Raw genomic sequence first — 26,885 nt, forward strand, 5'->3', positions numbered from 1 at the left:
CTCACGGTGTGGTCCGCTCGTGGCGGGGTGTCGATCGGCGAGTGGTCGGTCGGCTTCGGCTCACCTCGGCGCGGTCCCAGTGTAGACAGCGGGCCTCGGGGATCCGCGGATTGGCGGGCCGCGTCGCCCGGGTCAGCGGGCCTGCGGGTGGTGCTTCGCGAGCAGCAGGACGCCCCAGATCGCGACCGCTCCGGCGATCACGAAGAGCGGGATCGCCCAGGGGGCCGCGTACTGCGCCTCGCCGAGCACGATGATGCCGATGGCCACGGCGACCAGCGGATCGATGACGGTGAGACCGGCGACGACGAGGTCGGGAGGGCCCGACGAGTAGGCGTTCTGCACGAAGTAGCCGCCGAGAGCGCTGGCGGCGAGGAGCGCGACGATGCAGACGACGGTGAGCGGGTCGAACTCGCCGAACTTGATCCGGTTGAGGACGACCTTCGCGAGTGTCGCGACGAAGCCGTAGACCACTCCGGCGCCCAGGATGTAGAAGATGGCGCGCGCCTTCCGCCGGAACACCCGGAACGCGACGACGAACACCACGAGCACGACCCCCAGGATCACGAGGATCGTGATCAGCTGGGGCGTGCGGATCGACTTGTCGACCGCGTTGAAGGCCGCGACGAGGACGAACGTGCCCACGCCGCCGACGCACAGCACGATCGCCCGGATCGAGGCCTTGTTGAGACGGACCCGGCTCACCCGCGCGTTCATGACGGCCGTGATGACCAGGGCGACCGCGCCGAGCGGCTGCACCACGATGAGCGGCGAGAAGCCGAGGCTCGTGAGCTGGAACACGACGGCGAGGCCGAGCATGAGCGTCCCGACGACCCACGAGGGCCGCGAGAGCAGGGCGAAGAGCTGACCGCCGTTCAATCCGGAGGAGCCGGAGCGGCCCGAGAACCGCTCCACCTTCGCGACTCCGCGGTGCTGGAACTGCGCCCCCAGAGAGAGGAAGACCGCGCCGACGAGCGCGATCGGGATGCCGATGAACTGCACCGGGTCGAGCGTGAACTGCTCGGTCAACTCGGTCAGATCTGCGGACATGCGCTCGACCCTACCGACATATCCTCCGCGGGCCGTCCGGCGCACGGGTGACGCGGGAAGCCCAGCGGATGACCCCCGAGGACGGGGCTGGAGGACCCCCGCGATACCCTGGGCTCCATGGCCGTCCTCCCCATCCTCATCGCCGGCGACCCCGTGCTGCACTCCCCCGCCGCCCCCGTCACCGTGTTCGACGACTCCCTCCGCACGCTCGTCGCCGACATGTTCGAGACGATGGAGGCGGCTCCCGGCGTCGGCCTCGCGGGCCCGCAGGTCGGAGTCGCACTGCGCCTCTTCGTCTACGACTACGCCGCCGACGACGGCACCCCCCGCCGCGGCGTGGCGATCAATCCGGAGCTCTTCGTCTCGCCCGTGCCCCTCGGCGAGGCCGACGAGGACACGGAGTCGGAGGGATGCCTCTCGTTCCCCGGCGAGCGCTTCCCGTTGCGCCGCTCCGAGAAGGCGATCCTGCGCGCCGTCGACCTCGAGGGCGCGCCCTTCGAGATCGAGGCGGAGGGCTGGTTCGCGCGGGTGTTCCAGCACGAGTTCGACCACCTCGACGGCATCCTCTACACGGACCGCCTCGAGCACGAGTACCGGAAGCCGGTCGCGAAGATCACCCGCAAGCGCGGCTGGGGCGTTCCCGGCACGTCGTGGATGCCGGGAGTCGACAACCTCGAGGACTGACCTCCGCTCAGCCCAGGTCGACCCCGTGCACGCCGTTGTGGTGGCGCAGCGCGGGGAACGAGGCGGTGACGGAGCGGCCCACGCCCGGCGTCCGCTTCTCGGTCACGTCGCCGCCGAAGAGGGCGGCGCGCTCGCGCAGCTCCAGGAGGGCGGGGCTGTCGATCCGCTCGGTCAGCGCGTGCAGATCCGCCTCGACGGCGCTCGCATCCGCCTGCGCGGCTCCATGCCGCTCGCGGTCGTCGTCGATCTCGACCCGGAGGCCGGTCGACGTCCAGCGCGAGCTGATCCGGACCTCGGTGCCGGTGCCACCGGTCGCCGACGCCTGGTCGAAGGCGTACTCGAGGACGCGCAGGACGGCCACCTCGGCTCCGTCCTGCAGCGGGAACGGCTCGCCGAAGGTCTCCTCGTGGACGGCGAGGCCGCGGTCGCGGGCGAGGGCTGTCAGGGTCTCGGCGCCGTCGGTGGCGGGCAGCTCCCGCGGGTCGACGGCGGCGACGACCGCGATGCGCCGCAGCTGCGCGAGCGAGGACTCGGCGGCGCGCACCGCTCTCACCGCGGAGCGCTCGGCGGCGGCCGGGTCGCGCTCGATCGTCAGCCGCACGCTCTCGGCCTCCTCGACGACGAGCGAGGCGCTGCGGACGGCGAGCTGCTCGAGTTCGCCCACGATGCGCAGGCGCGCCTCCTGCTCGCCGACGGCCAGCTCGAGGCGCGCGACGCGCTCCGTCTCGCGGGAGTGCCGCTCGCGCAGCTCCTTCTCGGCGGTGGCGGAGCGGCGCCACAGGACGATCGCGCCGACGGCGACGATCAGTGCCAGGACGAGGACGACTTCGAGCACGACGGCCTCCGGTGCGGTGACGGGGATCGGCGCGAGGGCACGCCGGAGAGCGATGGTACCCGCGTGCGGCGGCCGCTCGCTGAGCCCGCGACGGGGCTTGCGCTCAGCGGTCGGCGGCGCGGACCGAACGGGTGACGGTGAACTTGCGATCGCGGGCGACGACGGACGTCGCTCCGATCGACCGGCGCAGCTCGGCCGGGTGGGCGAGGTGGGAGTTGAACACGGTCCAGAGCTCGCCGCCCGGGCGCAGGAGGCGGCCGGCCGCGCGGATCATGCGCCGCGCGACGAGGTCGGTGACGGCTCCGTCCGAGTGGAACGGCGGGTTGCAGACGACGACGTCGACCGATCCGCCGTCGAGCGTCGAGGCGTTGTCATCGCGGAGGACGCGGTAGCGCAGGCCGTTGGCCTCGGCGGTGGCTCGGGCCGACTCGGTCGCGGCGCGCGAGGTGTCGGTGGCGACGACCTCGAGGTCGGGGCGGGAGCGGGCCAGCACGGCGGCGAGGATCCCGGTGCCGCAGCCGAGATCGACGGCGGTGCCCGCGGGCAGCGCCCGGACGTCGAGAGCGGCCAGCAGCGCCCGGGTGCCGATGTCGAGGCGGGCGCCGGCGAAGGCTCCGGGGACGGCGACCACGTCGAGGTCGAGATCGTCGAGACGGCGGCGCTCCGGGCCGGGGGCGGGGGCCTGGTCGGCACGGGCGGCGGTCGCGAGCAGGGCCCGCGACTTCTGCCGCGCCGGGCTGACGTCGACGCGCTCGTAGCGGGCGAGCAGCACGTCGTTCATGCCGTGGCTCATGTGCTTGATGCGGCCCGCGGCGATCAGCGGGGCAGCGGGGGCGGCTCGGGCAGTGCCGGCGGCGATCGCGGCGAGGGCGTCGAGAGAGCGGGGCAGCCGGAGGAGCACTGCGTCGCTCCCGCCGACGGCGGCCTCGACGCTCTCGGCGACGGTCACGGCGGCGAGCTCGATGCCCGCTGCGCGCACCGCCTCGGCGTTCGCGGCGAGGGCCCGCTCGGCGGTGATCGAGTCCTGGACGACGCTCACCGCGACGCCCTCGGCGGCGAGGGCGAGCGCGAGTGCTCCGTAGGCGTCTCCGACGACCGCGATGCGGCCGCGCTGCTCGAGCAGGTCGAGGAGGAGCCGGTCGGACGCGTCGACCGCCACGAGGGACGGGGCCTCGACGTCGGGGCGTCGACGGAGGAGGCCGAGGACGTCCTCGCGCATCGCGCCTCCGTTCCGCGGATGGCGCGGGACCGTGGAGCCGCGACCCTCACCAGGGCAAAGAAAAAGGGCCCGAGAGTGGAGTCCCAGGCCCTTCGCTCCCCGACTTGGACTCGAACCAAGAACCTACCGGTTAACAGCCGATTGCTCTGCCAATTGAGCTATCGAGGATCATCCGACCACCCGGAGGCGATCAGCGCAGGACTACTTTAGCAAACTCTGCGGGAAGACCAAATCGGGCGGCGGGGTCCGTCAGTAGCCCGCGTCCGGGTCGACGACGCCGACCAGGTCCTCCCCCGCGGCGAAGGCAGCGGTGTTGATCCGGACGCGCTCGGCGAGCAGCGGCGCGGTCATCTCCGGGGTGTCGGCGGAGTGAGGAGTGATGAGGCACCGGGGCTCGCTCCAGAGGGGATGCCCGTCGGGCAACGGCTCCGGGTCGGTGACGTCGAGCGCGGCTCCCGCGAGCCGGCCCTCGGCCAGCGCGGCGACGAGCGCGTCCGTGTCGACGAGGGTCCCCCGCGCGATGTTCACGAGGACCGCGTGCGGCGCGAGACGCGAGAGCAGCTCCGCGTCGACGAGGTGCCGCGTCCCACCCGTCGCGGCGGCGGCGAGGATCAGCACGTCGGCGTCGGCGACGACCTCGGCGAGCCCGTCGCCCGTCACAGTGCGCTCGGCGCCCGGCACCGGGTCGGCGCGGCGCCGCACCACCGTGACGTGCGCGTCGAAGACCGAGAGGAGCCGCAGGAGCTCCTGCGCGATGCCTCCGGCGCCGACGACGACGACGCGGGCGCGGTGCAGGGTCGCGGCGTGCTTCGCACCCCACGAGGTCGCCCGCGCGCGCTCGGGGAGGGACCGCAGCAGCGCCAGGGTGAGGGCGAGCGCATGCTCGGCCACCGGCTCGGAGTAGGCGCCCTTCGCACTCGTCCAGGTCAGACCCGGTCGAGTGGCGCTGCGCAGGGTGGACGCGAACGCGTCGACTCCGGCCCAGGGCAGCTGGACCCAGCGGATCGACGGGTGCTGCTCGAGGACGTCCTCGAGCTCGTCCACGCGGCCGTACGAGAGCCAGAGCAGGGCGTCGGGCGTGCCGTCGAGTCCGACGACCCGGCCGCCGCCGTCCTCGATCGCCCGGGTGAACACGTCCTTCGTGCGCGGCAGCACCGCCACGCGCGGCGTCGTCACAGCGCCTCCTCGGCCGGAGCGACGCGCTGGGCGCGCGAGGCGTCGAACCGCTCGTACTCCGCGAAGGCGGCGCCGAGCTCCCGCACGTACGGATGGCGCGACTCGACCAGCACGTCCAGGAGCGGGCCGTAGGCGACCACCTCGCCGCCCACGAGCACGGCGATGCGGTCGGTCGCGCGGCTGAGCACATCGATGTCGTGGCTGACGACGACCGCGGCGAACCCCTCCCTCCGGCGGAGGTCGGCCAGCAGATCGACGATCGACTCGCGGACGGTGGCGTCGATGCCCGAGGTGGGCTCGTCGGCGACGAGGACCTTCGGGCCGAGCACGAGCGCCCGGGCGATGGCGACGCGCTGCCGCTGGCCGCTCGAGAGCTCGTACGGGAAGCGGTCGAGCAGGAAGAGCGGCAGGTGCACCGAGTCGAGCAGGGTCGCGACGCGCACGGCGGCGCTCTTCGGGTCGTAGTGGCGGTCGCGGAGGAAGATCGGCTCGGCGATGAGCTCCGAGACGGTCAGCTCGGGCCGGAGGGTGGCTCCCGCGTCTTGCGCCAGGTAGGCCACGTCGAACGTGAAGCGCTTGATCTCGCGGGCGGGCAGGTGGCGGAGCCGGTGACCGGCGACGGTCGCGTCGCCTCCGACGATCACCGGACGGGCCCGGTCGCCGTCGCCTCCCAGCCCGTCGCCGCCCAGGACCCGGGCGAGCGTCGACTTGCCCGAGCCGCTGCCGCCGAGGATCCCGAGCACCTCCCCCGGCTCGACGCGGAGACTGATGCCGCGCAGGGCCGTCCAGCGGCGGCTGATACCGCGCGGCGGGTACTCGACGCTGAGATCGTCGACGACGATCGGCGCGGACTCCGTGCTCACGCGTCGCGCTCCGCGCGGGTGATGCGGCGCAGGAGCTCGCGGCGCTCGGCCTGCTCAGCCGGGTCCGGGACGGGCAGGGACGCGAGCAGGCGCTGCGTGTAGGGGTGCTTCGGCGTCGCGAGGACCTCCTCGCCCGTGCCCTCCTCGACCAGCTCGCCGCGGTAGAGCACCGCGATCCGGTCGGCCAGGAGGTCGACGACGGCGAGGTCGTGACTGATGAACAGCGAGGCGAAGCCGAACTCGCGCTGCAGCTCCGAGAACAGCTCGAGCACGCGGGCCTGCACCGAGACGTCGAGCGCCGAGGTGGGCTCGTCGGCGATCAGCAGCTTGGGCTGGAGCGCGAGCGCGCGCGCGAGGCTCGCGCGCTGACGCTGCCCGCCCGAGAGCTCGTGCGGGTAGCGGTCGCCGTAGGACTTCGGCAGCTGCACCGCCTCGAGGAGCTCGTCGACGCGCGATCTCGCGGAGCCCGCATCCGGGAACCGCCCGTGCACGATCAGCGGCTCGGCGACGCACTCGGCGATGGTCAGCAGCGGGTTGAAGCTCGACGCCGGGTCCTGGAAGACGAAGCCGATGTCGCCGCGCACCGGGCGGAACGACCGCTCGCGGATGCCGCGCATCTCCTTCCCCAGGACGCGGAGGGATCCGCCGGTGACGGTGGTCAGGCCCGCGATCGCACGCCCGATCGTCGTCTTTCCCGATCCGCTCTCGCCCACGAGGCCCAGGACCTCACCGGCGCGGATGCGGAACGAGACTCCGTCGACCGCGATGAAGCCGGACCGGCCGAGCCGGCCCGGGTACTGGATCCGGAGCCCGTCGGCCTCGACCAGCGTCTCGGCCTCGGGCAGGCTCGCCCGCTCGATGGCGCGGTCCTTCGCCCGCTCGACGCCCTGGCCGACGTGCGGCACGGCGGCGAGCAGCTTCTTCGTGTACTCGGCCTTCGGCGAGGCGAAGAGCTCGGCGACGGGCGCCTCCTCGACCAGCTCGCCCTGGTACATGACCGCGACGCGGTCGGCGAGGTCGGCGACCACGCCCATGTTGTGCGTGATCAGCACGATCGAGGTCCCGAAGTCGTCGCGGCACCGGCGGAGGAGATCGAGGATCTCGGCCTGCACCGTGACGTCGAGCGCCGTGGTCGGCTCGTCGGCGACGATGAGCCCCGGATCGAGCACGAGCGCCATCGCGATCACGACGCGCTGCTTCTGCCCGCCCGAGAACTGGTGCGGGTAGTAGTCGACCCGCTTCTCCGGCTCGGGGATGCCGACCGTGCGCAGGACGTCGATCGCGCGGGCGCGCGCCTCCTTCTTCGAGACGCTGCCGTGGGCGCGCAGCCCCTCGGCGATCTGCCAGCCGACCGTGAAGACGGGGTTGAGCGCGGTCGAGGGCTCCTGGAAGACCATCGCCACGTCGGTGCCGCGGATCTCGCGCAGTCGCGCCTTCGGCACGGACACGACATCGGTGGAGGAGCTGCCGTCCTTCTTCGAGAGCAGCACGACCCCCGACGCGGTCGCGGTCTCGGGCAGGAGGCCCAGGATCGTCTTGGCCGTCACGGTCTTGCCGCTGCCGGACTCGCCGACGATGGCGAGCACCTCGCCGCGCTCGACCCGCAGGCTCACTCCGGCGACGGCGCGCACGGCGCCCCGGTCGCTGGCGAAGGCCACCTCGAGATCGGTGATGTCGACGATCGGCCTCTGGTCGCTCATCGCGTCCCCTCCACTCCGGCGACGGGGTCGTGCCCCGGCGTCTCCAGGCCGTCCGCGGCGAGCACGCCGCCCGGGACGACGGACGTCGCGGCGACGTCGCCGGCTCCGGCGGCCACCGCGCGCCGACCGCGCAGGCGCGGGTCGGCGAGGTCGTTCAGGCTCTCGCCGACGAGCGTGATGCCCAGCACGACGAGGACGATGGCGAGGCCCGGGAAGACCGAGGTCCACCAGATGCCGCTCGTCACGTCCGAGAGCGCCTTGTTGAGGTCGTAGCCCCACTCGGCCGCCGAGGTCGGCTCGATGCCGAAGCCGAGGAAGCCCAGCCCGGCGAGGGTCAGGATCGCCTCGGACGAGTTGAGCGTGAAGATCAGCGGCAGGGTGCGGGTGGCGTTGCGCAGGACGTGACGGAACATGATCCGGCTCGTCGAGGCTCCGACGACCTTCGCGGACTCGACGTAGGCGTCGCCCTTGATCCGCACCGTCTCGGCACGGATCACCCGGAAGTACTGCGGGATGTAGACGACCGTGATCGAGACGGCGGCGGCGAAGATGCCCGCCCAGAGGTTCGACTGCCCGCCCGAGATCACGATCGACATCACGATGGCGAGCAGCAGGGTCGGGAAGGCGTAGATCGCATCGCAGATCACGACCAGCACGCGGTCGAGCCAGCCGCCGAGGTACCCCGAGACCAGCCCGAGGAACACTCCGACGAAGATCGACAGCACGACCGCGACGACGATCACGAGGAACGCGGTCTGCGCGCCCCAGAGCACGCGGCTCAGGACGTCGTAGCCGCCGACGGTGGTGCCGAGCAGGTGCTCGGCGCTCGGCGGCTGCTGCGCGCCGAACGCCCCGCTGTCCGAGCGCAGCTGCGAGTAGCCGTAGGGCGCGATCAGCGGAGCGAAGAGGGCGACCAGGAGGAACGCGCCGGTGATGACGAGGCCCGTGACGAGCATCCCGCGCTGCAGCCCCACGCTCTGGCGGAGCTGGTGCACGACGGGGAGCCGGTCGACGAGGCGGCGCCGCGGACGCGCGGCGGAGGCGGTGGTGGTGCTCATGCTCAGTACCTCACTCGCGGGTCGATGAGCGCCGCGATGACGTCGACGATGAAGTTGGTGAGCGCCACGATGACCGCCAGCAGGGCGACGATGCCCTGGACGGCCACGAAGTCGCGCGCCTGGAGGTACTCGGCCAGCTGGAAGCCGAGTCCCTTCCACTCGAACGTGGTCTCGGTCAGGACGGCGCCGCCGAGCAGCAGGGCGATCTGCAGTCCGATCACGGTGATGATCGGGATGAGCGCGGGCCGGTAGGCGTGTGTGCGGACCAGGCGGAACTCGGCGACACCGCGCGAGCGCGCCGCGTCGACGTAGTCGGTGCCGAGGGTGCCGATGACGTTGGTGCGGACGAGGCGGAGGAAGATGCCGGCGGTCAGCAGGCCCAGCGCGACCGCGGGCAGCACCGCGTGCGAGAGCACGTCGGACACCGCGGCCGGGTCGCCGGTCTGGAACGCGTCGATGAGGTAGATACCGGTCTTGTTCTCGAGGAACTGCAGCGACAGCTCCGTGCTGGTCGAGGCGCGCCCGGCGACCGGGAACCACTTCAGCCAGACCGCGAAGACGAGCTTGAGCAGCAGGCCGGCGAAGAACACCGGAGTCGCGTAGCAGAGGATCGCGAAGATGCGCAGCACCGCGTCGGGCGTGCGGTCGCGGTGGTAGGCGGCCAGCATGCCGAGCGGGATGCCGACGAGGAACGCGACGAGGAGCGCGTAGAACGCCAGCTCGACGGTCGCCGCTCCGTAGGTCAGCAGCACCTCGGTGACCGGCCGGTTGTCGCTCAGCGTGGTGCCGAAGTCGCCGGTGAGCAGCTGGCCGAGGTACTCGATGTACTGCACGATCAGCGGCCGGTCGTAGCCCGCGGCCGCGACGCGCTCGGCGAGCTGGTCGGCGGTCAGGCGTCCGCCGAGGGCGGCCGTGATCGGGTCGCCCGTGGTGCGCATGAGCAGGAACACCAGCGTCACGAGGATGAAGACGGTGGGGATGATGAGCAGGAAGCGGACGAGCAGGTAGCGCCCGAGTCCGCCTCCGGAGCCGCGCGATCGCCGGGTGGGCGTCGTCGCCGCAGCCGTCGTGGCTGTCGTCACGTGATGCCTTTCGTGGAGAAAGGCCGGCGCCTCCCGATCGGGGAGGCGCCGGCCTCGGAGGGGTGGATCAGCCCTTGCTGAGCGCCGCGTAGCGGAACTTGAACGAGGCGTCGAGGGTGTCCTCGGCTCCGCTCACGTCGCTGCCGACGACCGCGACCTGCGAGCCCTGGAGGTACGGGACGGTCGACAGCTGCGCCGCGACCTTGTCCTGGATCTCCTCGATGACCGCGGTGCGCGCGTCGGGATCGGTCGTCGAGACCTGCTCCGCGATCAGGCCCTGGACCTCGGCGTCGTCGTAGTGGTTCGCGAGGAAGTTCTCCTTGATGAAGAACGGCGAGAGGTAGTTGTCGGCGTCCGAGTAGTCCGGGAACCAGCCCAGCTGGTACGCCGGGTAGACGTCCGAGCTGCGGTCCTTCGAGTACTGCACCCACTCCGTGGTCTGCAGGTCGACGGTGAACAGGCCCGAGGACTCGAGCTGGTCCTTGATCAGCGCGTACTCGTCGCCCGAGGACGGGCCGTAGTGGTCGTTCGAGTACTGGAGGCTGAGGTTCACCGGCTCGGTGACGCCGGCGGCCTCGAGGGTCGCCTTCGCCTTGTCGGCGTCCGGTCCGCCCTCGCCGTCACCGTAGAGCGACTTCAGGGGCTCGGTCGCTCCGGTCAGCCCCTCGGGGACGAACGAGTAGAGCGGGGTGTAGGTGCCCTTGTAGACCTGGTCGGCGATCTCCTCGCGGTCGATCAGGTCGGCCACGGCCTGGCGCACGGCGAGCGACTTGGCCGGGTCGGCCTCGGCGGTCGTCGCACCGAAGGGCTGGGTGTCGAAGTTGAAGACGATGTAGCGGATCTCGCCGCCGGGGCCGTCGACGACCTTGACCGCGTCGTTGCCGCGGAGGTCCTCGACGTCGGTGGCGGAGAGGCTCCGGAACGCCACGTCGATGTTGCCCTCCTGGATGTCCAGCTTGAGGTTCGACGAGTCGGCGTAGTACTTGACGTTGACGGTGCCGGTCTCGGCCGCGCCGAGCACGCCCTCGTAGCCCTCGTACGCCTTGTACTGGATGAGGTTGTTCACGTCGTAGTTCGCGATCGTGTACTGACCGGCGAAGGCGTCGCCCGAGACGATCTCGTCGTCCGGAGTGAGCGCGTCGGCCGAGAAGACGTCCTCGTCGACGATCGGGCCGGCGGGGCTCGAGAGGATCTGCGGGAACGTCTGGTCGTTCTCGGACTTGAGCGTGAAGACGACGGTGGTGTCGTCCGGAGCCGCGACGCTGTCGAGGTTCGCGAGGAGCGACGACGGGCCGTTCGCGTCCGCGATCGCCAGCTGGCGGTCGAACGAGAACTTGACGTCCGAGGAGGTCAGGTCGTTGCCGTTCGCCCACTTCAGACCCTCCTTGAGGGTCACGGTGTACTCGGTGGGCGCCGAGAACTCGGCGGACTCGGCGATGTCGGGCTCGACGTCCGGGCTGCCGTAGGGCGTGTTCATGAGGAACGGGTAGACCTGGTTCATCACGGCGAAGGAGCCGTTGTCGTACGAGCCGGCCGGGTCGAGCGTCGTGATCTTGTCGGTCGTGCCGATCGTCAGGGCGCCTCCTGCGGCGCTGTCGCCCGCGGAGTCGGAGCCGCCGGCGGAGCAGCCCGCGAGCACGATCGCGACCGCGGCGAAACCTGCGGCGGCGGAGAGCGCGCGAGCGCCCCGGGTGGATGCGGATGTCATCGTCCGTCTACCTCTTCCTGGTAAGGATCTGTTGCGGATGCGCTCGTGGCGCGCGCGGTCGTGCGGCGGACCCGTTCTCCGGGGCGCGCACCAGCGCACCCGTTCCGGGCGTCCGCAGTGCTGTTGTTCAGTGGTAACACATGTGGAAGCGCTCTCCGAGCCCGAGCGCTCCGCCGCGGCGGAATCTTCACACGACTGCAACACGCCCCTGGAAGGGTGACGATTGCTCCTCCGCTGGTCACTCGCTCCGCAGAGCGCGCTTCTCGCGCTCGAGCTCGACGAGGCGCACCTGCACCGCACGCGACATCACGGGATCGGCGGAGGCCCGCTGCAGAGCCCCGCGCAGCTCGGCGATCTCGCGGAGCAGGTCGCGCTCGATCAGAGAGACCGCGACGTCGCGGGCGTAGCGCGCGAGCTTCGCCTCGTCGGCGGCCGGGATCGGCGCCACCGCGAGCTGGCGGACCAGGGAGGCGAACGGGCCGGGGACGTCGTTCGCGACGTGCTCGACCCAGTCGCGGTCCTCCGCGCGCTCGAGGTTCGCGACGACGGCGTCGCGCACGACGCGCAGGGTCTCGTTGGTCACGGCGGCGTGCGCGGCGCGGGTGAGCAGCTCGACACCCATCGCCTGCGGGAGCTGGAGCATCGCCATCAGCGCCTCGCGCTCGATGCGCGTGACGACGTCGACGGGGAGGTCGGCGAGGCGCGCGCCCGCGGGCGGCTCGGGCGCCGCGGTCTCGCGCTCGGGCTCGCGACGCTCCTCACGGGAGCCGCGGGGGCGGGAGCCGGCGGAGCGCACCGCTGAGTTGACCTCGGACATGTCCAGGCCGAGCATCCGGGCGAGCTCGCGGGAGTAACCGGGCCGGAGCGCGGGATCGCGGATCTCGGCGACCACCGGGGCGGCCGCGCGCAGGGCGGCGACCCGGCCCTCGACCGTCTCGAGGTCGTACCGCGACAGCAGCTGCCGGATCACGAACTCGAACATCGGCTTCTTGTCGTCGATGAGGCGGCGGACCGCGTCGTCGCCGCGGTTCAACCGCAGGTCGCACGGATCCAGGCCCTCGGGCGCGACGGCGACGAACGTCTGCGCGGCGAAGCGGTGCTCCTCCTGGAACGCGCGCATCGCCGCCTTCTGACCCGCGGCGTCGGGATCGAACGTGAAGACGACCTCGCCCACTCCGCTGTCGTCGCCCAGCACCCGGCGCAGCACCTTGATGTGGTCGACGCCGAACGAGGTGCCGCACGTGGCGACCGCGGTCGTCACTCCCGCGAGGTGGCACGCCATCACGTCGGTGTAGCCCTCGACCACCACCACCTGGTGCCCGCGCGAGATGTCGCGCTTGGCGAGGTCGAGCCCGTAGAGCACCTGCGACTTGTGGTACACGGGCGTCTCGGGGGTGTTCAGGTACTTCGGGCCCTTGTCCTCCTCGAGGAGGCGGCGGGCGCCGAAGCCGACCGTCTGCCCGGTCACGTCGCGGATCGGCCAGACGAGGCGACCGCGGAACCGGTCGTAGACGCCTCCGCGGTTGCTGCTGCTGACCAGGCCCGCCGCGGTGAGCTCGGTCTCGGAGAAGCCGCGCCGCTTGAGCGCGGTCGTCAGTCCGTCCCAGCCGTCGGGCGCGAAGCCGACGCCGAAGCGATCGGCGGCGGCGCGGTCGAAGCCCCGCTCGCCGAGGAACCTGCGGCCGACGTCGGCCCCCGGAGTGGCCAGCTGCTCGCGGAAGTACTCCTCCGCCGCCCGGTTCGCCTCGAGCAGGCGCACGCGACCACCGGTCTCGGGGGCCTGACCGCCGCCCTCCTCGTACTGGAGGACGATGCCGACGCGGGCGGCGAGCCGCTCGACCGTCTCGCTGAACGAGGTGTGGTCCATCTTCATGATGAAGCTGTAGACGTCGCCCGACTCCTGGCAGCCGAAGCAGTGGTAGAACCCGGCCTGCGGGCGCACGTGGAAACTGGGGCTGCGCTCGTCGTGGAAGGGGCAGAGACCCTTGAGCGACCCGACACCCGCCGACTTCAGGGTGACGTACTCGCCGACGACGTCGCCGATGTTGACCCGCGCCTTGACCTCCTCGACATCCTGTTGTCGAATCCGTCCTGGCACCCCACCATCGTAGTCGCCGGTCCTCGCCCGGCGCCTCGCGGTCGGCTTTTCGACGGTGCCGGTCTCGCAGAGCGGGTCACGTCCGCCTACGGCGATCCGCTGACACGCGGATCACCGGTTCGGCTCGAATGGGGCCGCCCACCCGCCGCTGCAGCTCGCTTCCGGCGCAGAACAGGAGTTGAGGAAGGAGTGCGACCGCTAACAGGGGCTGAACCCCGTTGGCAGCCGACGTTGCGCATCGCGCTGCCGCTCCGACGAGGCTTCCGCCTCCCCCTGCTGGTCGAGTAGCCCCGCAGGGGTGTATCAAGCGGCGAAGCCGCGTTGCGTCTCGGTGGTGAGGGAAAAGCCGGCTGCCTGCAGCCGACCCAGTCACCACACGCATGAGGTGACTTTTCCTAAGAGACCCACCCTCCGAGCGGACGCGGATCTCGATACGGCCGCTGCGCGCCCTACTCGATCAGCAAGAGAGGAGCGCACCGGCACACTGACCACACCGAGCGGAACGGGCGATCCGCGTGCCAGCGGATCGACCTACGCGAACGCGACACGCTCTGCAGAACGCGGCCATCCACGAGAGCCGACCGCGCGGGGCCGGGCAGGGACCGGCCCCGTATCGGCACAGCGGGACGGGCGATCCGCGTGCGAGCGGATCGACCTACGCGGACGCACCCCGCTCTGCGGAACGCGAGCATCCACGAAAGCCGACCGCGGGGAGCCGGGCGAGGACCGGCTCCCTATGGGCACAACCTCTCGAACCAGGCGAGGGCGCTCTGGTCGGTGAGGTTGGCGACCTGGTCGACGACGACGCGGCGGCGGGCGTCGTCGGAGTCGCTCGCGCGCCAGTCCTCGGCGAAGCCGGGCTCGAGGACGCCCTCGCCGCGCTCGAGGAGGGTGTCGGCGAGGCGGGTGAGGACCTCGCGTTGCTGGGCGTAGATGGGCTGGCGGGTGTTCCGCGACATCACGAACGTCGCGACGATGCCCTTGAGTACCGCGATCTCGGCCTGCTGCTCGCGGGGCACGACGACGTGGCCGCCGAAGCGGACGAGGTCGGGGTGCGAATATGCCTCGCGGGTCGCCTCGGTGGCGGCGGCGGCGAAGCGGCCGATGAGCTGGCTGGTGAGGTTCTTCAGGCGAGCCTGATCGCGGCGCGACCCGTCCCACGAGTCGAGCCAGACGTCGAGCGAGTCGAGGCGGTCGAAGGCGGAGACGAGCTCGGCGTGCTCGATCTCGTCGCCGACCCAGGCGTGCATCGAGGCCACGAGGTCGTCGTGGTCGCTGCGGGAGCCGAGCGCCTCGACGTCGATGTAGCCCGAGACGACGGCGTCCTCGAAGTCGTGCACCGAGTAGGCGATGTCGTCCGAGAGGTCCATCACCTCGGCCTCGATGCAGCGCACGCCCTCGGGGGCGCCCTCGCGCATCCAGGCGAACGCCGGTGCGTCGTCGGCGTAGAACCCGAACTTCGCCCGGCCGGAGGGATCCGCGACGGAGCGCGTGTCGGGCCAGGGGTACTTGCAGCTGGCGTCGAGGCTCGCGCGGGTGAGGTTCAGACCGTAGGGGCGGTCGTCGTCGCCGAAGACCTTCGGCTCGAGGCGGGTGAGCAGGCGGAAGGTCTGCGCGTTGCCCTCGAAGCCGCCGATGCCGTCGGCCCAGGCGTTGAGCGCCCGCTCGCCGTTGTGGCCGAAGGGAGGATGGCCGATGTCGTGCGCGAGGCAGGCGGTGTCGACGACGTCGGGGTCGAGGTCGAGGCTCGTCGCGAGCTCGCGGCCGATCTGCGCCACCTCGAGCGAGTGGGTCAGGCGGTTGCGGGCGAAGTCGACTCCGGCCGTGGGGCTGAGCACCTGCGTCTTGGAGGCGAGGCGGCGCAGGGCGCTGGAGTGGAACAGCCGCGCGCGGTCACGTGCGAAGTCGGAGCGGCGGGTGGAGTGCTCCTCCGGCAGGAACCGCTCGACGTCGACGAGCGAGTACCCCCAGAGCGCGCGGTCATCCACCGCTGTGGTGGACTTCGGCGGCGGACACGTCGGCGCGCTGGCCGGCGTCGAGCTCGCGGGACTCGAGCCAGCGGTCGGGCAGCGACGGGACCTTCGGCGATCCCGCGCGGCCGCGCTGGCCCTCGGCCGCCTCGCCCGGGTAGGGCTCCTCGGGGTCGAGCTGCGCGAGCAGCTCGTCGAGCTCGGCGAGAGTCTCGGCCGACGCCATGCGGGCGCGCAGCTCGCCGCCCACGGGGTAGCCCTTGAAGTACCAGGCGACGTGCTTGCGGATGTCGCGGCAGCCGCGCTCCTCGCTCTCGAAGAACTCGCAGATGAGCTCGGCGTGGCGGCGGAAGGCGAGAGCCACCTGGCCGAGCGTCGGGCGGAAGCGCTCCTCCGAGCCGGCGAAGGCCGCGGCGAGGTCGCCGAACAGCCACGGCCGACCGAGGCAGCCGCGGCCGACCACGACACCGTCGCAGCCGGTCTCGGACATCATCCGCAGCGCGTCCTCGGCCGACCAGATGTCGCCGTTGCCGAGCACGGGGACACTCGTGATCGCCTCTTTCAGCGTCGCGATGGCCGACCAGTCGGCGTGGCCGCTGTAGAACTCGGACGCGGTGCGGGCGTGGAGGGCGATGGAGGCGACTCCGGCACCCTCGGCGGCTCGGGCGGCCTCGAGGTAGGTCAGGTGGTCGGCGTCGATGCCCTTGCGCATCTTGACGGTCAGCGGCACGTCGCCGGCGGCCTTCACCGCTCCCTCGACGATCTGCCGGAAGAGGGGCAGCTTCCACGGCAGCGCCGCTCCCCCGCCCTTCCTGGTCACCTTGGCGACCGGGCAGCCGAAGTTGAGGTCGATGTGATCGGCGCGGTCCTCCGCGACGAGCATGGTGACCGCTTCGGCGACCGTCTTCGGATCGACTCCGTAGAGCTGGATGGAGCGGACCGACTCGCTGGGGTGGTGGCGGATGAGGCGCATCGACTCCGGCGTGCGCTCGACGAGCGCCCGGGAGGTGATCATCTCGCTCACGTAGAGCCCCGCGCCGAACTCGCGGCAGAGGCGGCGGAACGCGGTGTTGGTGATCCCCGCCATGGGAGCGAGGACGACCGGCGCGTCGAGTTCGAGGGGGCCGATGCGCAGCGCCGGCGCGGGTCGCGCGGGCGGTGGGGCCAGAAGAGTGGAGGACATCGGTATCGATTCTCCCAGATCCTGTGTTGGGGAAGGCGAGACGAGCAGAGGAGGCGGATCGATGAGCACGATCGATGCTGGGGAGGACGGGCCGGCGCGCTTCGAGGCGGACGCCCGGGCGCGCGGACTGGACGTCGAGGTGGTCGAGAGGCCCGAGGCCGGGAGCCTCGAGGAGGCCGCGCGGCTGCTCGGCATCGAGCCGGGCACGATCGTCAAGTCGCTCGTGGTGAAGCGCCACGACGGTGGTCTGCTCTTCGCGCTGATCCCCGGCGGGCGGCAGATCTCGTGGCCGAAGCTGCGCGCGGTGGTCGGAGTGAACAAGCTGAGGATGCCCGAGGAGTCGGTGGCGTTCGAGGCCACCGGGTACCGACGCGGAACCATCACGCCGATCGGCTCCACGACCGCCTGGCCCGTCGTCGCCGACGAGCGCATCCGGGGCCGGCGCATCGCGATGGGCGCCGGGACTCCGGGACGCAGCGCCTTCGTCGACGCCGACGCGCTGATCGAGGCCTACGGCGCCGACGTGGCCGACATCAGCGTCGAGGAGCCTCTGCGCTGACGGCAGCGGGATCGGGAGCGGCGGTCGGCACGGCGCAGACCCCGTCCTCGCAGACGGGCACGCCGGCGGCTCCGAGCATCTCGAAGCTCACGACGCGCTCACCCGCTGCTCGAGGACGTGCTCCAGCACCTCGGTGAACGCCTGCGGCTCCTGCGCGCCCGAGACGCCGAAGCGGCCGTCGAGGACGAAGAACGGAACGCCGTTGATCCCGTACTCGCGGGCCTGCGCAATGTCGGCCTGCACGTCGGGCAGGTGGCGCTGCTCCGCGAGGACCTGTGCCGTCTCGGCCTCGTCGAGGCCGACCTCGGCGGCGAGCGACGCGAGGACCGCTGAGTCCGCGAGATCGCGGCCCTCGACGAAGTACGCGCTCAGGAGCCGTTCCTTCAGCTGGAGCTGCAGTCCCTGCGCCTTCGCGTGGTGCAGCGCCTGGTGCGCGGTGACGGTCTTGACGTGCCGCACCGTCTCGAAGTGGTAGTCGAGGCCGACGCTCGCCGCGATGGCGGTGACGGTGTCGAGCATCTGCTGCGCCTGCGCCTCGGGGATCCCCTTGTGCTCGGCCAGGAACGCCGCTTCGCCGCCGCGGTAGTCCTCGGGGGTGTCCGGCGACAGCTCGAAGCTCCGGTACTCGATCGCCACGGCGGGCGCCTCCGGGTGGGCGAGACGGAAGGCCTCGAGCCCGCGCTCGAACTTGCGCTTGCCGATGTAGCACCAGGGGCACGCGATGTCCGACCAGACGTCGACGGTGATGGGGGGCTGGGAGTCGCTCACTCCGAGGACAACCGAGCGGGGCCGCCGCTATTCCCGCAGCAGTCGGACCAGCTCGTCCACGTCGGACTCGTCGTTCCAGACGTGGAACGCGACCCGCAGCCGTCCGCCGCGTCCCGACACCTTGATCCCCGCCTCGAGCAGGCGCGCCAGGTCCGCACCGTCCTCGTCCGGCCACGAGACGATCGCCCGGCGCTGGGGGTCGCGATCTATTCGTTCGCAGAGCAGATCGCCGAGACCGGAGGCGTGCCGCCACACCTCATCGAGGTCGAGCGAGCCGAGCAGGGCGAGCGACGCCTCCGCTCCCACGAACGCCTGCCAGGCGGGCGAGACGTCGAAGCGGCGGGCGTTCTCGGCGAGGTGCATCGCCGGCCCGTAGCAGGACGACCACACGTCCTCTCCGGAGTACCAGCCCGCCTGCAGCGGCACGAGCTCGGCGGCGTACTCCGGCGAGAGCGTGAGGAACGCGACTCCGCGGGGCGAGCACAGCCACTTGTACGCGTGGGTGAGCGTCGCGTCGAAGCGGGAGGCGTCGACGGGCAGCACGCCCGCCGCCTGGGTCAGGTCGCACGCGGTCCGCGCATCGCATCGGGCGGCCGCTTCGAGGACCGCGTCGAGGTCGGCGAGCGCTCCGCTCCTGGACTGCACCGCCGAGAAGACGACCAGATCGTCGGCGGGCTCGACGGAGTCGGCCAGCGCCTCCAGGGGCACCGAGCGCACCACGACGCCGCGGTGGGCCTGGGCGAGGAACGGGAAGACGATGGAGGAGAAGTCGCCGTCGACGCAGAGCACGCACGCGCCGTCCGGCAGCGAGCCGGCGAGGACCGAGGCCATCGCCGAGGTCTGCGAGCCGATCGCGACGCGCTCGACGGGGACGCCGACGATCCCCGCGAAGGAGGACCGGGCGCGCTCGGCGACGTCGCCGTAGCCGGCGGCCGTGTTCTCACCCGCGGACCAGCGGTCGAGATCGAGACGCAGCGCCTCGACGCTCTCGCGGGGCGGCAGGCCGAGCGTGCAGGCGTTGTGATAGCCGCGCGCGCCGGCGAACCGCTCGCGCAGGGCGGTCACGGACGGGCCTGGAGTACTCACCCTTCGAGGATCCCCCTCCCCCGCCGGATCGCCAAGAGCGCTCCCACGCCGGGCGCGTCGATCCTCAGCGGGCGGCGAGGGCGTGCGCCTGCTCGATCACCGCGACGACGGCGAGGGCCTCGTGCACGTCGACGGGGGCCGGGGCGCCGTCCTGCAGGGTGCGCGCGACACCCTCGTAGAAGGACGCGTAGCGGCCGCGCTGGCTAGGCACGGGGCGGCGTCCGGAGTCGTCCGTCAGCACTCCCCACTCCTCGCGCGGGACCTCGCCGAAGCCGGCATCGTCGACCCGCGCTCCCCCGTGCCGCAGCGCGGTCTCCTGCGGGTCGAGCCCGTCGACCGAGAAGGCGGCTCCGGTGCCGAGGACGCGGAACCGCGGTCCGGTCGCCCGCGCGACCCGGCTCATGGTGAGATGCGAGCGGACCCCACCGCGGTGCAGGAGCGAGACGAAGGCGTCGTCCTCGCTCGCGCCGCCCGCGTGCACCACTCGCGTCTCGGCGGCGGTCACGGTCGCGGGTCCGAAGAGCACGAGCGCCTGGTCGACGAGGTGGCTGCCGAGGTCGAAGAGGATCCCGCCGCCCTGCTCCCGGCCGATCGCGCTCTGCCAGCGCCCGGTCTTCGGCGCGCTCCAGCGCTCGAACGTCGACTCGAAGCGCACGACCTCTCCGAGAGCGCCCTCGTCGAGCAACCGCCTCAGCGTCAGGAAGTCGGCGTCCCAGCGCCGGTTCTGGAACACGAGGACGGGGGCGCCGCTCGCCTCCGACGCCGCGAGGATCGCCTCGGCGTCGGCGACGCTCGGAGCGAACGGCTTGTCGATCACGACCGCGACGCCCGCCTCGAGCACGGCGACCGCCTGCTCGCGGTGCACCGACGGCGGAGACGCGAGCACCACGAGGTCAGGGCTCTCGGCGAGGGCCGCGGCGGTGTCGGCGACGATCCGTGCTCCGGGATGCGCGGCGGCGGCGCTCGCGGCGCGCTCCGCGTTCGACGTCGCCACCGCGACGACCTCGAACGAGGGATCGGCGGCCAGGAACGGACCGTGGAACACGCTGCCCGCCAGCCCGTAGCCGACGATCGCGACGCGGATCACGTCGACGCCCCCGGCACGTCGACGGCACCGCCGAAGCGGCGGGAGCGACCGGAGTAGTGCTCGATCGCCTCCCACAGGTCGGTCCGCGAGAAGTCGGGCCAGAGGCGGTCGAGGAACACCATCTCGGCGTACGCGCTCTGCCAGAGCAGGAAGTTGCTGGTCCGCTGCTCGCCGGAGGAGCGCAGGAAGAGGTCGACGTCGGGCATCTCGGGCACGTAGAGCGCCTTCGCGATCGTCTTCTCGGTGATGCCCGACGGCTTCAGCCTGCCCGCCGCGACCTCGCCGGCGAGGCGCTGCACGGCGTCCGCGATCTCGGTGCGGCCCCCGTAGTTGACGCACATGGTGAGGGTCAGAACATCGTTGCCCGCGGTCAGCTTCTCGGCGAACTGCAGCTCGTTGATCACCGAGGCCCAGAGCCGGGGCTTCCGCCCGGCCCAGCGGATGCGCACGCCCCACTCGTTGAGCTGGTCGCGTCGGCGGTGCAGGACGTCGCGGTTGAACCCCATCAGGAAGCGCACCTCCTCGGGCGAGCGCTTCCAGTTCTCGGTCGAGAACGCGTAGACGCTGAGGTGCTTGACGCCGATCTGGATCGCTCCCGCCACGACGTCGAGCAGCGCCGCCTCTCCGCGCTTGTGCCCCTCGATGCGGGTGAGCCCGCGCCCGTTCGCCCAGCGGCCGTTGCCGTCCATGACGATGGCGACGTGCCCGGGCACGGCTTTCCGCGGCACGTCCGGCGGGTAGAGCCCGGTCCAGTCGAGCTCGCGGTAGGGCTCGGCGTCCTTGTGCGTGAAGGGCTTCATCGGGTGACGTGCTCCAGGGATCTCAGTCCTCGTTCGAGGTGGAACTGCGTGTAGGCGGCGACGACTCCGCTCGCGCGCGATCGGGTCGAGGGCTCGGTGGACTCGGCGTGCACCCAGTCTCCGGAGAGCAGCGCGCCGAGCAGCACGACGACCTCCGGGGCGACGCGCGGGGCGCCGGGAGGAGTGCAGTCCTCGCAGACCACCCCGCCCAGCTGCACGACCACGGCGCCGTGCGGGCCGGGGGCGCCGCACCTGGCGCAGTCCTCGAAGCTCGGCGCCCAGCCCGCGATCGACAGCGCGCGCAGGAGGTAGGAGTCGAGCGTCAGCACCGGCTCGTGCTCGCGCCGCGAGAGCGAGCGCAGCGCCCCGACGAGCAGCAGGTACTGCTGCAGGGAGGCGTCGGAGTCGGTCAGCCGGTCGGCCGTCTCGACCATCGCGTTGGCCGCGGTGTAGCAGTCGTAGTCGGCGGCGATCAGGGCGCCGTACGCGCCGATCGACTCGGCCTGGGTGACGATGTCGAGGCTGCGGCCCTCGTAGAGCTGCAGATCGGCCACCATGAACGGCTCGAGCCGCGAGCCGAACTTGGAGCCGGTCTTGCGGACGCCCTTCGCGACGGCGCGGATCTTGCCGTGCCCGCGCGAGAGCAGGGTCACGATGCGGTCGGCCTCGCCCAGCTTGTGCGTGCGGAGCACCACGGCTTCGTCACGATAAGTGGGCATGACCCCGATTATCCTCCCCGCCACTGACAGCGCCCCGGCCGCCGGGCCGGAGGCGGGTGCGGAGCGTGGAACGATGGGCCGGTGGCCGCCACCCTCTTCGTGATCCCCGCCTGGGCCGACCTGCTCGCGATCGCCATCGGCTGCCTCCAGGGCGCGATGTTCGCGGGCGAGTTCCGCGACCGCCGCATCGACCTGCTCGGCGTGACGATCATCGGCACGGCGACCGGTCTGGGAGGCGGCGTGCTGCGCGATCTGCTGCTGCAGACTCCGCTCGTCGCCCTGCACACCAACGCCTACCTGATCGTCGCGGTCGCCGCCTCGCTCGTCGGGATGCTCCTCCAGCACGTGCTGAACCGCGTCGACGGCACGATCACCGCCCTCGACGCCCTGACGCTCGGGCTCTTCGGCGCGATCGGGACGACGAAGGCGCTGGCGCTCGGCGTGCCGGAGGTGCCGGCCGTCTTCGTCGGGACCGTGTCGGCGGTCGGCGGGTCGGTCATCCGGGACGTGCTGCTCAACCGGCCGATCGCGCTGATGCACGTCGGCTCGCTCTACGCGATCGCCGCGACCGCGGGCACGGCCGTGCTCGTGGCGGGACTGCGCTTCGGGATGCTCATCGACTTCGCCGCGCCGCTCGCGGTGGGCGTCACCACGCTGATCCGCCTGCTCGCCGTGCGCTACGGCTGGAGCCTGCCCGAGCAGCGCGCCCTGAACCGCGTCCCCCGCCTCCACTGGCGTCGCCGCGCCTAGACACGCCGTGAGCCGAGGGAACCCCGACCCGTCGAGGGAACCCGCTGGTGCAGGCTCCCTCGACAGGCCGGGGTTCTCTCGGCCGGACGGATCAGACCGAGGTGGCGGCCAGCTCGAGGGCGGGCGCCTCTTCGCGCAGGGCGCGGTTCACGGCCGAGACGATCGCCTTCAGGGAGGCGGTCGAGATGTCGGCGTCAACGCCTACGCCCCAGAGCGTGCGGCCGTTGACCGAGCACTCGACGTAGGAGGCGGCCAGCGCGTCGCCGCCGGCGCTGAGAGCGTGCTCGACGTAGTCGAGCACCCGCACCTCGACGCCGTGCTGGGCCAGCACGGACTCGAAGGCGTTGACCGGGCCGTTGCCGGAGGCGTTCGCCTCGATGACCTCGTCGCCGACGCGCAGCACCGCGTTGAGGGCGATCGTGCCGCCCATGTCGCTCGAGGTGCTCGTGCGGGTCAGCTCGAAGCGGCCCCACTTCTCGTCGGCGCGGTGCGCGGGAGCGGGCAGGTACTCGTCCTGGAAGATCGTCCAGATCTGCTCGCTCGTGACCTCGCCGCCCTCGGCGTCGGTCTTGGCCTGCACGACGCCCGAGAACTCGATCTGGAGGCGGCGCGGCAGGTCCAGCGCGTGGTCCGTCTTGAGCAGGTACGCGACTCCGCCCTTGCCCGACTGCGAGTTGACGCGGATGACCGCCTCGTAGGAGCGCCCGAGGTCCTTCGGGTCGACCGGCAGGTAGGGAACGGCCCAGGTCAGCTCGTCGACGCCGCGACCGCTGCGCTCGGCCTCGGCCTCCATGGCCTCGAAGCCCTTCTTGATCGCGTCCTGGTGCGAGCCGCTGAACGCGGTGAAGACCAGATCGCCCGCCCAGGGGCTGCGCTCGGGCACGGCCAGCTGGTTGCAGTACTCGGCAGTGCGCTTGATGCCGTCCATGTCGCCGAAGTCGATCTGCGGGTCGATGCCCTGCGTGAACAGGTTGACGCCCAGCGCGACGAGGTCGACGTTGCCGGTCCGCTCCCCGTTGCCGAAGAGGCAGCCCTCGATGCGGTCGGCGCCGGCCAGGTAGCCCAGCTCGGCGGCGGCGACGGCGGTGCCGCGGTCGTTGTGGGGGTGCAGCGACAGGATGATGTTCTCGCGCTGCGCCAGGTTCCGGCTCATCCACTCGATCGAGTCGGCGTAGACGTTCGGAGTCGCCATCTCGACGGTGGCGGGCAGGTTCAGGATGACCTTGCGGTCGGGGGTCGGCTCGAAGACCTCGACGACGCGGTCGCAGATCTCGCGGGCGAACTCGAGCTCGGTGCCGGTGTAGCTCTCGGGCGAGTACTCGTAGTAGACGGTGGTCCCGGGGACCGACGCCTCCATCTCGCGGCACTTGCGCGCACCGGCGAGGGCGATGTCGATGATCCCCTGCCGGTCCTTGCGGAACACGACCTCCCGCTGCAGCACGCTGGTGGAGTTGTAGAGGTGAACGATCGCCTGGCGGGCGCCGCGGATCGACTCGTAGGTGCGCTCGATGAGGTGGTCGCGGGCCTGGGTCAGCACCTGGATGGTGACGTCCTCGGGGATCGCGCCCTCCTCGATCAGGCTGCGCACGAAGTCGAAGTCGGTCTGGCTGGCGCTGGGGAAGCCGACCTCGATCTCCTTGTAGCCCATCGAGACGAGCAGGTCGAACATGATCCGCTTGCGCTCGGGGCTCATCGGGTCGATCAGCGCCTGGTTGCCGTCGCGGAGGTCGACGGCGCACCAGCGCGGGGCCGTGGTGATCCGCTTGGTCGGCCACGTGCGGTCGGGCAGATCGACGGTGATCTGCTCGTGGTAGGGCCGGTACTTGTGGATCGGCATGGACGAGGGCTTCTGCGTGTTCTTCATGGGGTCTCCTGGCGCGGATGCGCGCCCGTGTCGGTCTCGCGGGGATCCGGTGTCGGATGCGACCTCGCGAAGGGAACTGCGATCAGGCGTCGACGGACTCCGCGACGAGGGAGGCCTGGGGGTTAGGACTCGTCGCGGCAGCTAAGAAGGAGCAGACCGAAGCGCACGCGGCCAGGCTAGCACTGCGCGGCGCCCGGGTCACCCGCGGGGGCTCAGGCGACGAGGCCGTTCTCGTAGGCGTAGACGACGAGCTGCACGCGGTCGCGGAGCCCGAGCTTGCCGAGGGTCCGGCTGATGTGGGTCTTCACCGTCGCCTCGCTGAGGAACTCGGCCGTCGCGATCTCGGTGTTGCTCAGGCCCCTCGCGGCGTGGTGGAAGATCTCGCGCTCGCGATCGGTCAGCGTCGAGAACGCGGCGGGCGTCTCGCGTCCGCTGCCCGGCGCTCCGAAGTGCTCGAACAGCTCCCGGGTCGCGGAGGCGGCCACGACGGCCGTTCCGGCGTGCACCGTCCGCACGGAGGCGAGGAGGAACCCCGGCTCGGTGTCCTTGAGGAGGAAGCCGCTCGCCCCGGCGCGGATGGCGCGGGCGGCCGCCTCGTCGAGGTCGAAGGTCGTGAGGACGAGGATGCGCGGCGGCTCGGTCCCCGTCTCGGCGGCCCGCGCGAGGATCCGCCGGGTGGACTCGATCCCGTCGACGCCGGGCATCCGGATGTCCATCAGCACCACGTCCGGTGCGACGCGGCCGACGAGCTCGGCGCCCTCCGCACCGTCCGACGCCTCGCCGACCACCTCGAGATCGGGCTGCGAGCTCAGGAGCATGCGGATGCCGGCGCGGAAGAGCGCCTGGTCGTCGACGAGGACGATGCGGATGGGATCGGTCATGACGGGGTGCCTCCGGAGGCGAGCGGCGGGACGAGCGGGACGGGTGAGGTGCGCGACGGGACGACGGGAGCGGGCAGTCGGGCGTCGACCACGAAGTCGTCGCCCACCGGCCCGGCCTGGAGGACTCCGCCCGCGAGGACGGCGCGCTCGCGCATCCCGATGAGGCCGTGGCCCTCCCCCGGCGTCGCGAGCGCGTCCTCGCAGCGGGCGTTGCGGACCGTGAGCACGACGTCGGCGCCGTCGCGGCGCAGGGCGACGTCGAGCGGAGCGCCGGGGCGGCCGTGGCGGAGGGCGTTCGTGGTCGCCTCCTGGGTGATGCGGTAGAGCGCCAGCCCGGTCGCACGCGGCACGGACTCGAGGTCGAGCCCGAGCTCCGAGCGCACCGGTGCACCCGTGCCGCTCACGCTCTCGAGCAGCGCGGGCAGGTCGCGCGCCTCGGGCTGGGGGCCGTCGGCCTGGCTGTGCCGCAGTTGCGCGAGGAGCTGACGGACGTCGCCGAGCGCGTCGCGCGCGACTCCCGAGATGGTGAGCAGCGCCGCATCGGTCTGCTCGGGGCTGCCCGCGCCGAGGTAGCGGGCGCCGTCGGCCTGGGCGATGACGACCGCGAGCGAATGCGCGACGACGTCGTGCATGTCGCGGGCGATGCGGTTGCGCTCCTCGACGGTGTCGAGCTCGCGCTGGGCCCGTGCCCGCTCGCGCTCGGCCTCGTCGCGGAGCGCCTGCCCTTCGCGGGCGCGTCGGGCGGCCCGGGAGAGCAGTCCGATCGTCCACGAGAGTCCGAGCGTCGCGAGGATCCCGCCGAACGACGCCACGAGGGAGATCAGATCCCTGGGTGAACCCTGCGCCAGCCCGAAGGCGACCGAGAGGTACGCCACCGCGACCATCGAGCCGGCGACGGCGGAGACCGCCCCTGCCGTGCGCACCCGCTTCGACGCGGCCGCTCCTGCACCGAAGAGCACCACGAGGATCGCCAGATCGGAGGGAGCGGGCTCCAGCCGGACGCTCATCTGCAGAACAGCGCCGATCCACGCGATGCCGAGGGCGAGTCCGGGCGCGCGGCGGTGCAGCACGAGCGCCACGGCCAGCACTCCGGCCACGAACGGGTGCAGCGAATCGACGTCCACCGAGTACGGGACGACCGAGATCGCGAGCAGCACGAGCGCCTGCGCACCGGCTGATCCGACCGCGAAGGCGTCCTGGGGCCCGGCGAGGCGGACCAGCAGGCGCTCGGTCGGGTCGTCGACGCCGACCGGCGAGCGGACCCCGCGGAGGAAGGACAGCACCGCGACCGCCGCAAGGACCGCGGCGACGAGCACGGCCACCGCGACCAGGACGAGGAAGTCGATGCTCGGCGACGGCTCCGGGGCGTCGATCGACGGTCGGAGCGACGCCGACGCGACGATGCCGCCGATCCCGGAGAGCAGGAGGGCGCCCACCAGTGTCAGCGACCGGGTCCACGGGCCGAGGCGGCGCGCCGTCGACCAGAGAACGACCACTCCGACGACGACGCCGTCGAGCGGCAGCCCGGCGACCGGGACCGCGCCGCCGAGGAGGATGCCCGAGGCGGCGAGGGTCGGCGCGAGCGCGGGCAGGTAGCCGGCCAGTGCGAGGGCGAGACCGAGCAGCAGGCCTGCGGACGGATGCGCGCTCGACACGCCGCTCGCCAGCGCCAGCAGGTGCGCGGCCGCGAGGAGCACCCCCGCGATCGGGAGCGTCGCCGGACGGTCCAGGAGCACGCGCATGCCTCT

23 protein-coding genes and 1 tRNA gene are annotated in these 26,885 nt (G+C 72.0%); 3 read left to right on the forward strand and 21 right to left on the reverse strand.

Going from position 1 to position 26,885, the window contains the following annotated elements:
- Nucleotides 1-132: 132 nt before the first annotated feature.
- Nucleotides 133-1,047, reverse strand: a complete 915-nt coding sequence (locus ASF48_RS13935; protein ID WP_055792818.1) for a DMT family transporter — start codon at nt 1,045-1,047, stop codon at nt 133-135.
- 117 nt (nt 1,048-1,164) lie between these two features.
- Here ASF48_RS13935 and def point away from each other — a divergent pair, with 117 nt between their 5' ends.
- Entirely contained in the window at nt 1,165-1,731 is a 567-nt protein-coding gene (def, locus tag ASF48_RS13940) for a peptide deformylase (protein ID WP_055792821.1), read from the forward strand.
- 7 nt (nt 1,732-1,738) lie between these two features.
- Here def and ASF48_RS13945 read toward each other — a convergent pair whose 3' ends face one another.
- From ASF48_RS13945 to dusB, 12 genes are all read right to left on the reverse strand, one after another.
- Nucleotides 1,739-2,566, reverse strand: coding sequence for a hypothetical protein (locus ASF48_RS13945; RefSeq protein ID WP_055792824.1), 828 nt, complete (start codon nt 2,564-2,566; stop codon nt 1,739-1,741).
- 103 nt (nt 2,567-2,669) lie between these two features.
- Complete coding sequence (locus tag ASF48_RS13950) at nt 2,670-3,785, reverse strand: class I SAM-dependent methyltransferase (protein ID WP_055792826.1); 1,116 nt, start codon at nt 3,783-3,785, stop codon at nt 2,670-2,672.
- Between the two features lie 95 nt (nt 3,786-3,880).
- Nucleotides 3,881-3,953: transfer RNA gene (locus ASF48_RS13955), tRNA-Asn, on the reverse strand.
- Nucleotides 3,954-4,034: 81 nt separating this feature from the next.
- Nucleotides 4,035-4,961, reverse strand: coding sequence for a D-isomer specific 2-hydroxyacid dehydrogenase family protein (locus tag ASF48_RS13960; RefSeq protein WP_157603170.1), 927 nt, complete (start codon nt 4,959-4,961; stop codon nt 4,035-4,037).
- On the reverse strand, nt 4,958-5,824 hold the full coding sequence (locus tag ASF48_RS13965; protein WP_082481491.1) for an ATP-binding cassette domain-containing protein: 867 nt from the start codon (nt 5,822-5,824) through the stop codon (nt 4,958-4,960). Before ASF48_RS13965 ends, ASF48_RS13960 begins: the two co-directional genes overlap by 4 nt.
- Nucleotides 5,821-7,524, reverse strand: a complete 1,704-nt coding sequence (locus tag ASF48_RS13970; protein WP_055792829.1) for an ABC transporter ATP-binding protein — start codon at nt 7,522-7,524, stop codon at nt 5,821-5,823. The genes ASF48_RS13965 and ASF48_RS13970 overlap by 4 nt, the downstream gene beginning before the upstream one ends.
- Complete coding sequence (locus ASF48_RS13975) at nt 7,521-8,582, reverse strand: ABC transporter permease (RefSeq protein WP_055792832.1); 1,062 nt, start codon at nt 8,580-8,582, stop codon at nt 7,521-7,523. The genes ASF48_RS13970 and ASF48_RS13975 overlap by 4 nt, the downstream gene beginning before the upstream one ends.
- A gap of 2 nt (nt 8,583-8,584) precedes the next feature.
- Entirely contained in the window at nt 8,585-9,664 is a 1,080-nt protein-coding gene (locus ASF48_RS13980) for an ABC transporter permease (protein ID WP_055792836.1), read from the reverse strand.
- A 67-nt stretch (nt 9,665-9,731) separates the two neighbouring features.
- On the reverse strand, nt 9,732-11,372 hold the full coding sequence (locus tag ASF48_RS13985; RefSeq protein ID WP_055792838.1) for an ABC transporter substrate-binding protein: 1,641 nt from the start codon (nt 11,370-11,372) through the stop codon (nt 9,732-9,734).
- Nucleotides 11,373-11,610: 238 nt separating this feature from the next.
- Nucleotides 11,611-13,470: a DNA primase gene (gene dnaG / locus ASF48_RS13990; RefSeq protein WP_055792841.1), complete on the reverse strand. Its 1,860-nt coding sequence runs from the start codon at nt 13,468-13,470 to the stop codon at nt 11,611-11,613.
- 734 nt (nt 13,471-14,204) lie between these two features.
- The gene (locus ASF48_RS13995) at nt 14,205-15,458 is read right to left on the reverse strand and encodes a deoxyguanosinetriphosphate triphosphohydrolase (protein WP_055792845.1); all 1,254 of its coding nucleotides are present in this window, start codon (nt 15,456-15,458) and stop codon (nt 14,205-14,207) included.
- Nucleotides 15,451-16,623 carry a tRNA dihydrouridine synthase DusB gene (gene dusB, locus ASF48_RS14000; protein ID WP_055792848.1) on the reverse strand — a complete coding sequence of 391 codons (1,173 nt, stop codon included), beginning with the start codon at nt 16,621-16,623 and terminating at the stop codon, nt 15,451-15,453. The genes ASF48_RS13995 and dusB overlap by 8 nt, the downstream gene beginning before the upstream one ends.
- 61 nt (nt 16,624-16,684) lie before the next feature.
- Between dusB and ASF48_RS14005 the strand changes: the two genes are divergently transcribed.
- Entirely contained in the window at nt 16,685-17,182 is a 498-nt protein-coding gene (locus ASF48_RS14005; RefSeq protein WP_055792851.1) for an aminoacyl-tRNA deacylase, read from the forward strand.
- An 87-nt stretch (nt 17,183-17,269) separates the two neighbouring features.
- Here ASF48_RS14005 and ASF48_RS14010 read toward each other — a convergent pair whose 3' ends face one another.
- The 5 genes from ASF48_RS14010 to recO form a co-directional block, all read right to left on the reverse strand.
- Nucleotides 17,270-17,950 carry a DsbA family oxidoreductase gene (locus ASF48_RS14010; protein ID WP_055792854.1) on the reverse strand — a complete coding sequence of 227 codons (681 nt, stop codon included), beginning with the start codon at nt 17,948-17,950 and terminating at the stop codon, nt 17,270-17,272.
- A gap of 27 nt (nt 17,951-17,977) precedes the next feature.
- Nucleotides 17,978-19,036 carry an aminotransferase class V-fold PLP-dependent enzyme gene (locus ASF48_RS14015; protein ID WP_055792857.1) on the reverse strand — a complete coding sequence of 353 codons (1,059 nt, stop codon included), beginning with the start codon at nt 19,034-19,036 and terminating at the stop codon, nt 17,978-17,980.
- Nucleotides 19,037-19,100: 64 nt separating this feature from the next.
- On the reverse strand, nt 19,101-20,123 hold the full coding sequence (locus ASF48_RS14020) for a Gfo/Idh/MocA family protein (RefSeq protein ID WP_055792860.1): 1,023 nt from the start codon (nt 20,121-20,123) through the stop codon (nt 19,101-19,103).
- Nucleotides 20,120-20,923, reverse strand: a complete 804-nt coding sequence (locus tag ASF48_RS14025; RefSeq protein ID WP_055792863.1) for an isoprenyl transferase — start codon at nt 20,921-20,923, stop codon at nt 20,120-20,122. Before ASF48_RS14025 ends, ASF48_RS14020 begins: the two co-directional genes overlap by 4 nt.
- Nucleotides 20,920-21,642: a DNA repair protein RecO gene (recO, locus tag ASF48_RS14030; RefSeq protein ID WP_055792866.1), complete on the reverse strand. Its 723-nt coding sequence runs from the start codon at nt 21,640-21,642 to the stop codon at nt 20,920-20,922. The genes ASF48_RS14025 and recO overlap by 4 nt, the downstream gene beginning before the upstream one ends.
- 81 nt (nt 21,643-21,723) lie before the next feature.
- On the opposite strand from recO, the gene ASF48_RS14035 reads away from it, so the two are divergent.
- Entirely contained in the window at nt 21,724-22,392 is a 669-nt protein-coding gene (locus ASF48_RS14035) for a trimeric intracellular cation channel family protein (protein WP_055792869.1), read from the forward strand.
- Between the two features lie 91 nt (nt 22,393-22,483).
- On the opposite strand, the gene leuA is transcribed toward ASF48_RS14035, so the two are convergent.
- From leuA to ASF48_RS14050, 3 genes are all read right to left on the reverse strand, one after another.
- On the reverse strand, nt 22,484-24,256 hold the full coding sequence (gene leuA, locus ASF48_RS14040; RefSeq protein ID WP_055792873.1) for a 2-isopropylmalate synthase: 1,773 nt from the start codon (nt 24,254-24,256) through the stop codon (nt 22,484-22,486).
- 212 nt (nt 24,257-24,468) lie between these two features.
- Complete coding sequence (locus ASF48_RS14045; RefSeq protein ID WP_055792875.1) at nt 24,469-25,137, reverse strand: response regulator; 669 nt, start codon at nt 25,135-25,137, stop codon at nt 24,469-24,471.
- Entirely contained in the window at nt 25,134-26,879 is a 1,746-nt protein-coding gene (locus ASF48_RS14050; RefSeq protein ID WP_055792878.1) for a sensor histidine kinase, read from the reverse strand. Before ASF48_RS14050 ends, ASF48_RS14045 begins: the two co-directional genes overlap by 4 nt.
- Nucleotides 26,880-26,885 lie beyond the last annotated feature (6 nt).

It is taken from the genome of Rathayibacter sp. Leaf299 (genome assembly GCF_001423055.1).
Classification (GTDB): domain Bacteria; phylum Actinomycetota; class Actinomycetes; order Actinomycetales; family Microbacteriaceae; genus Rathayibacter; species Rathayibacter caricis.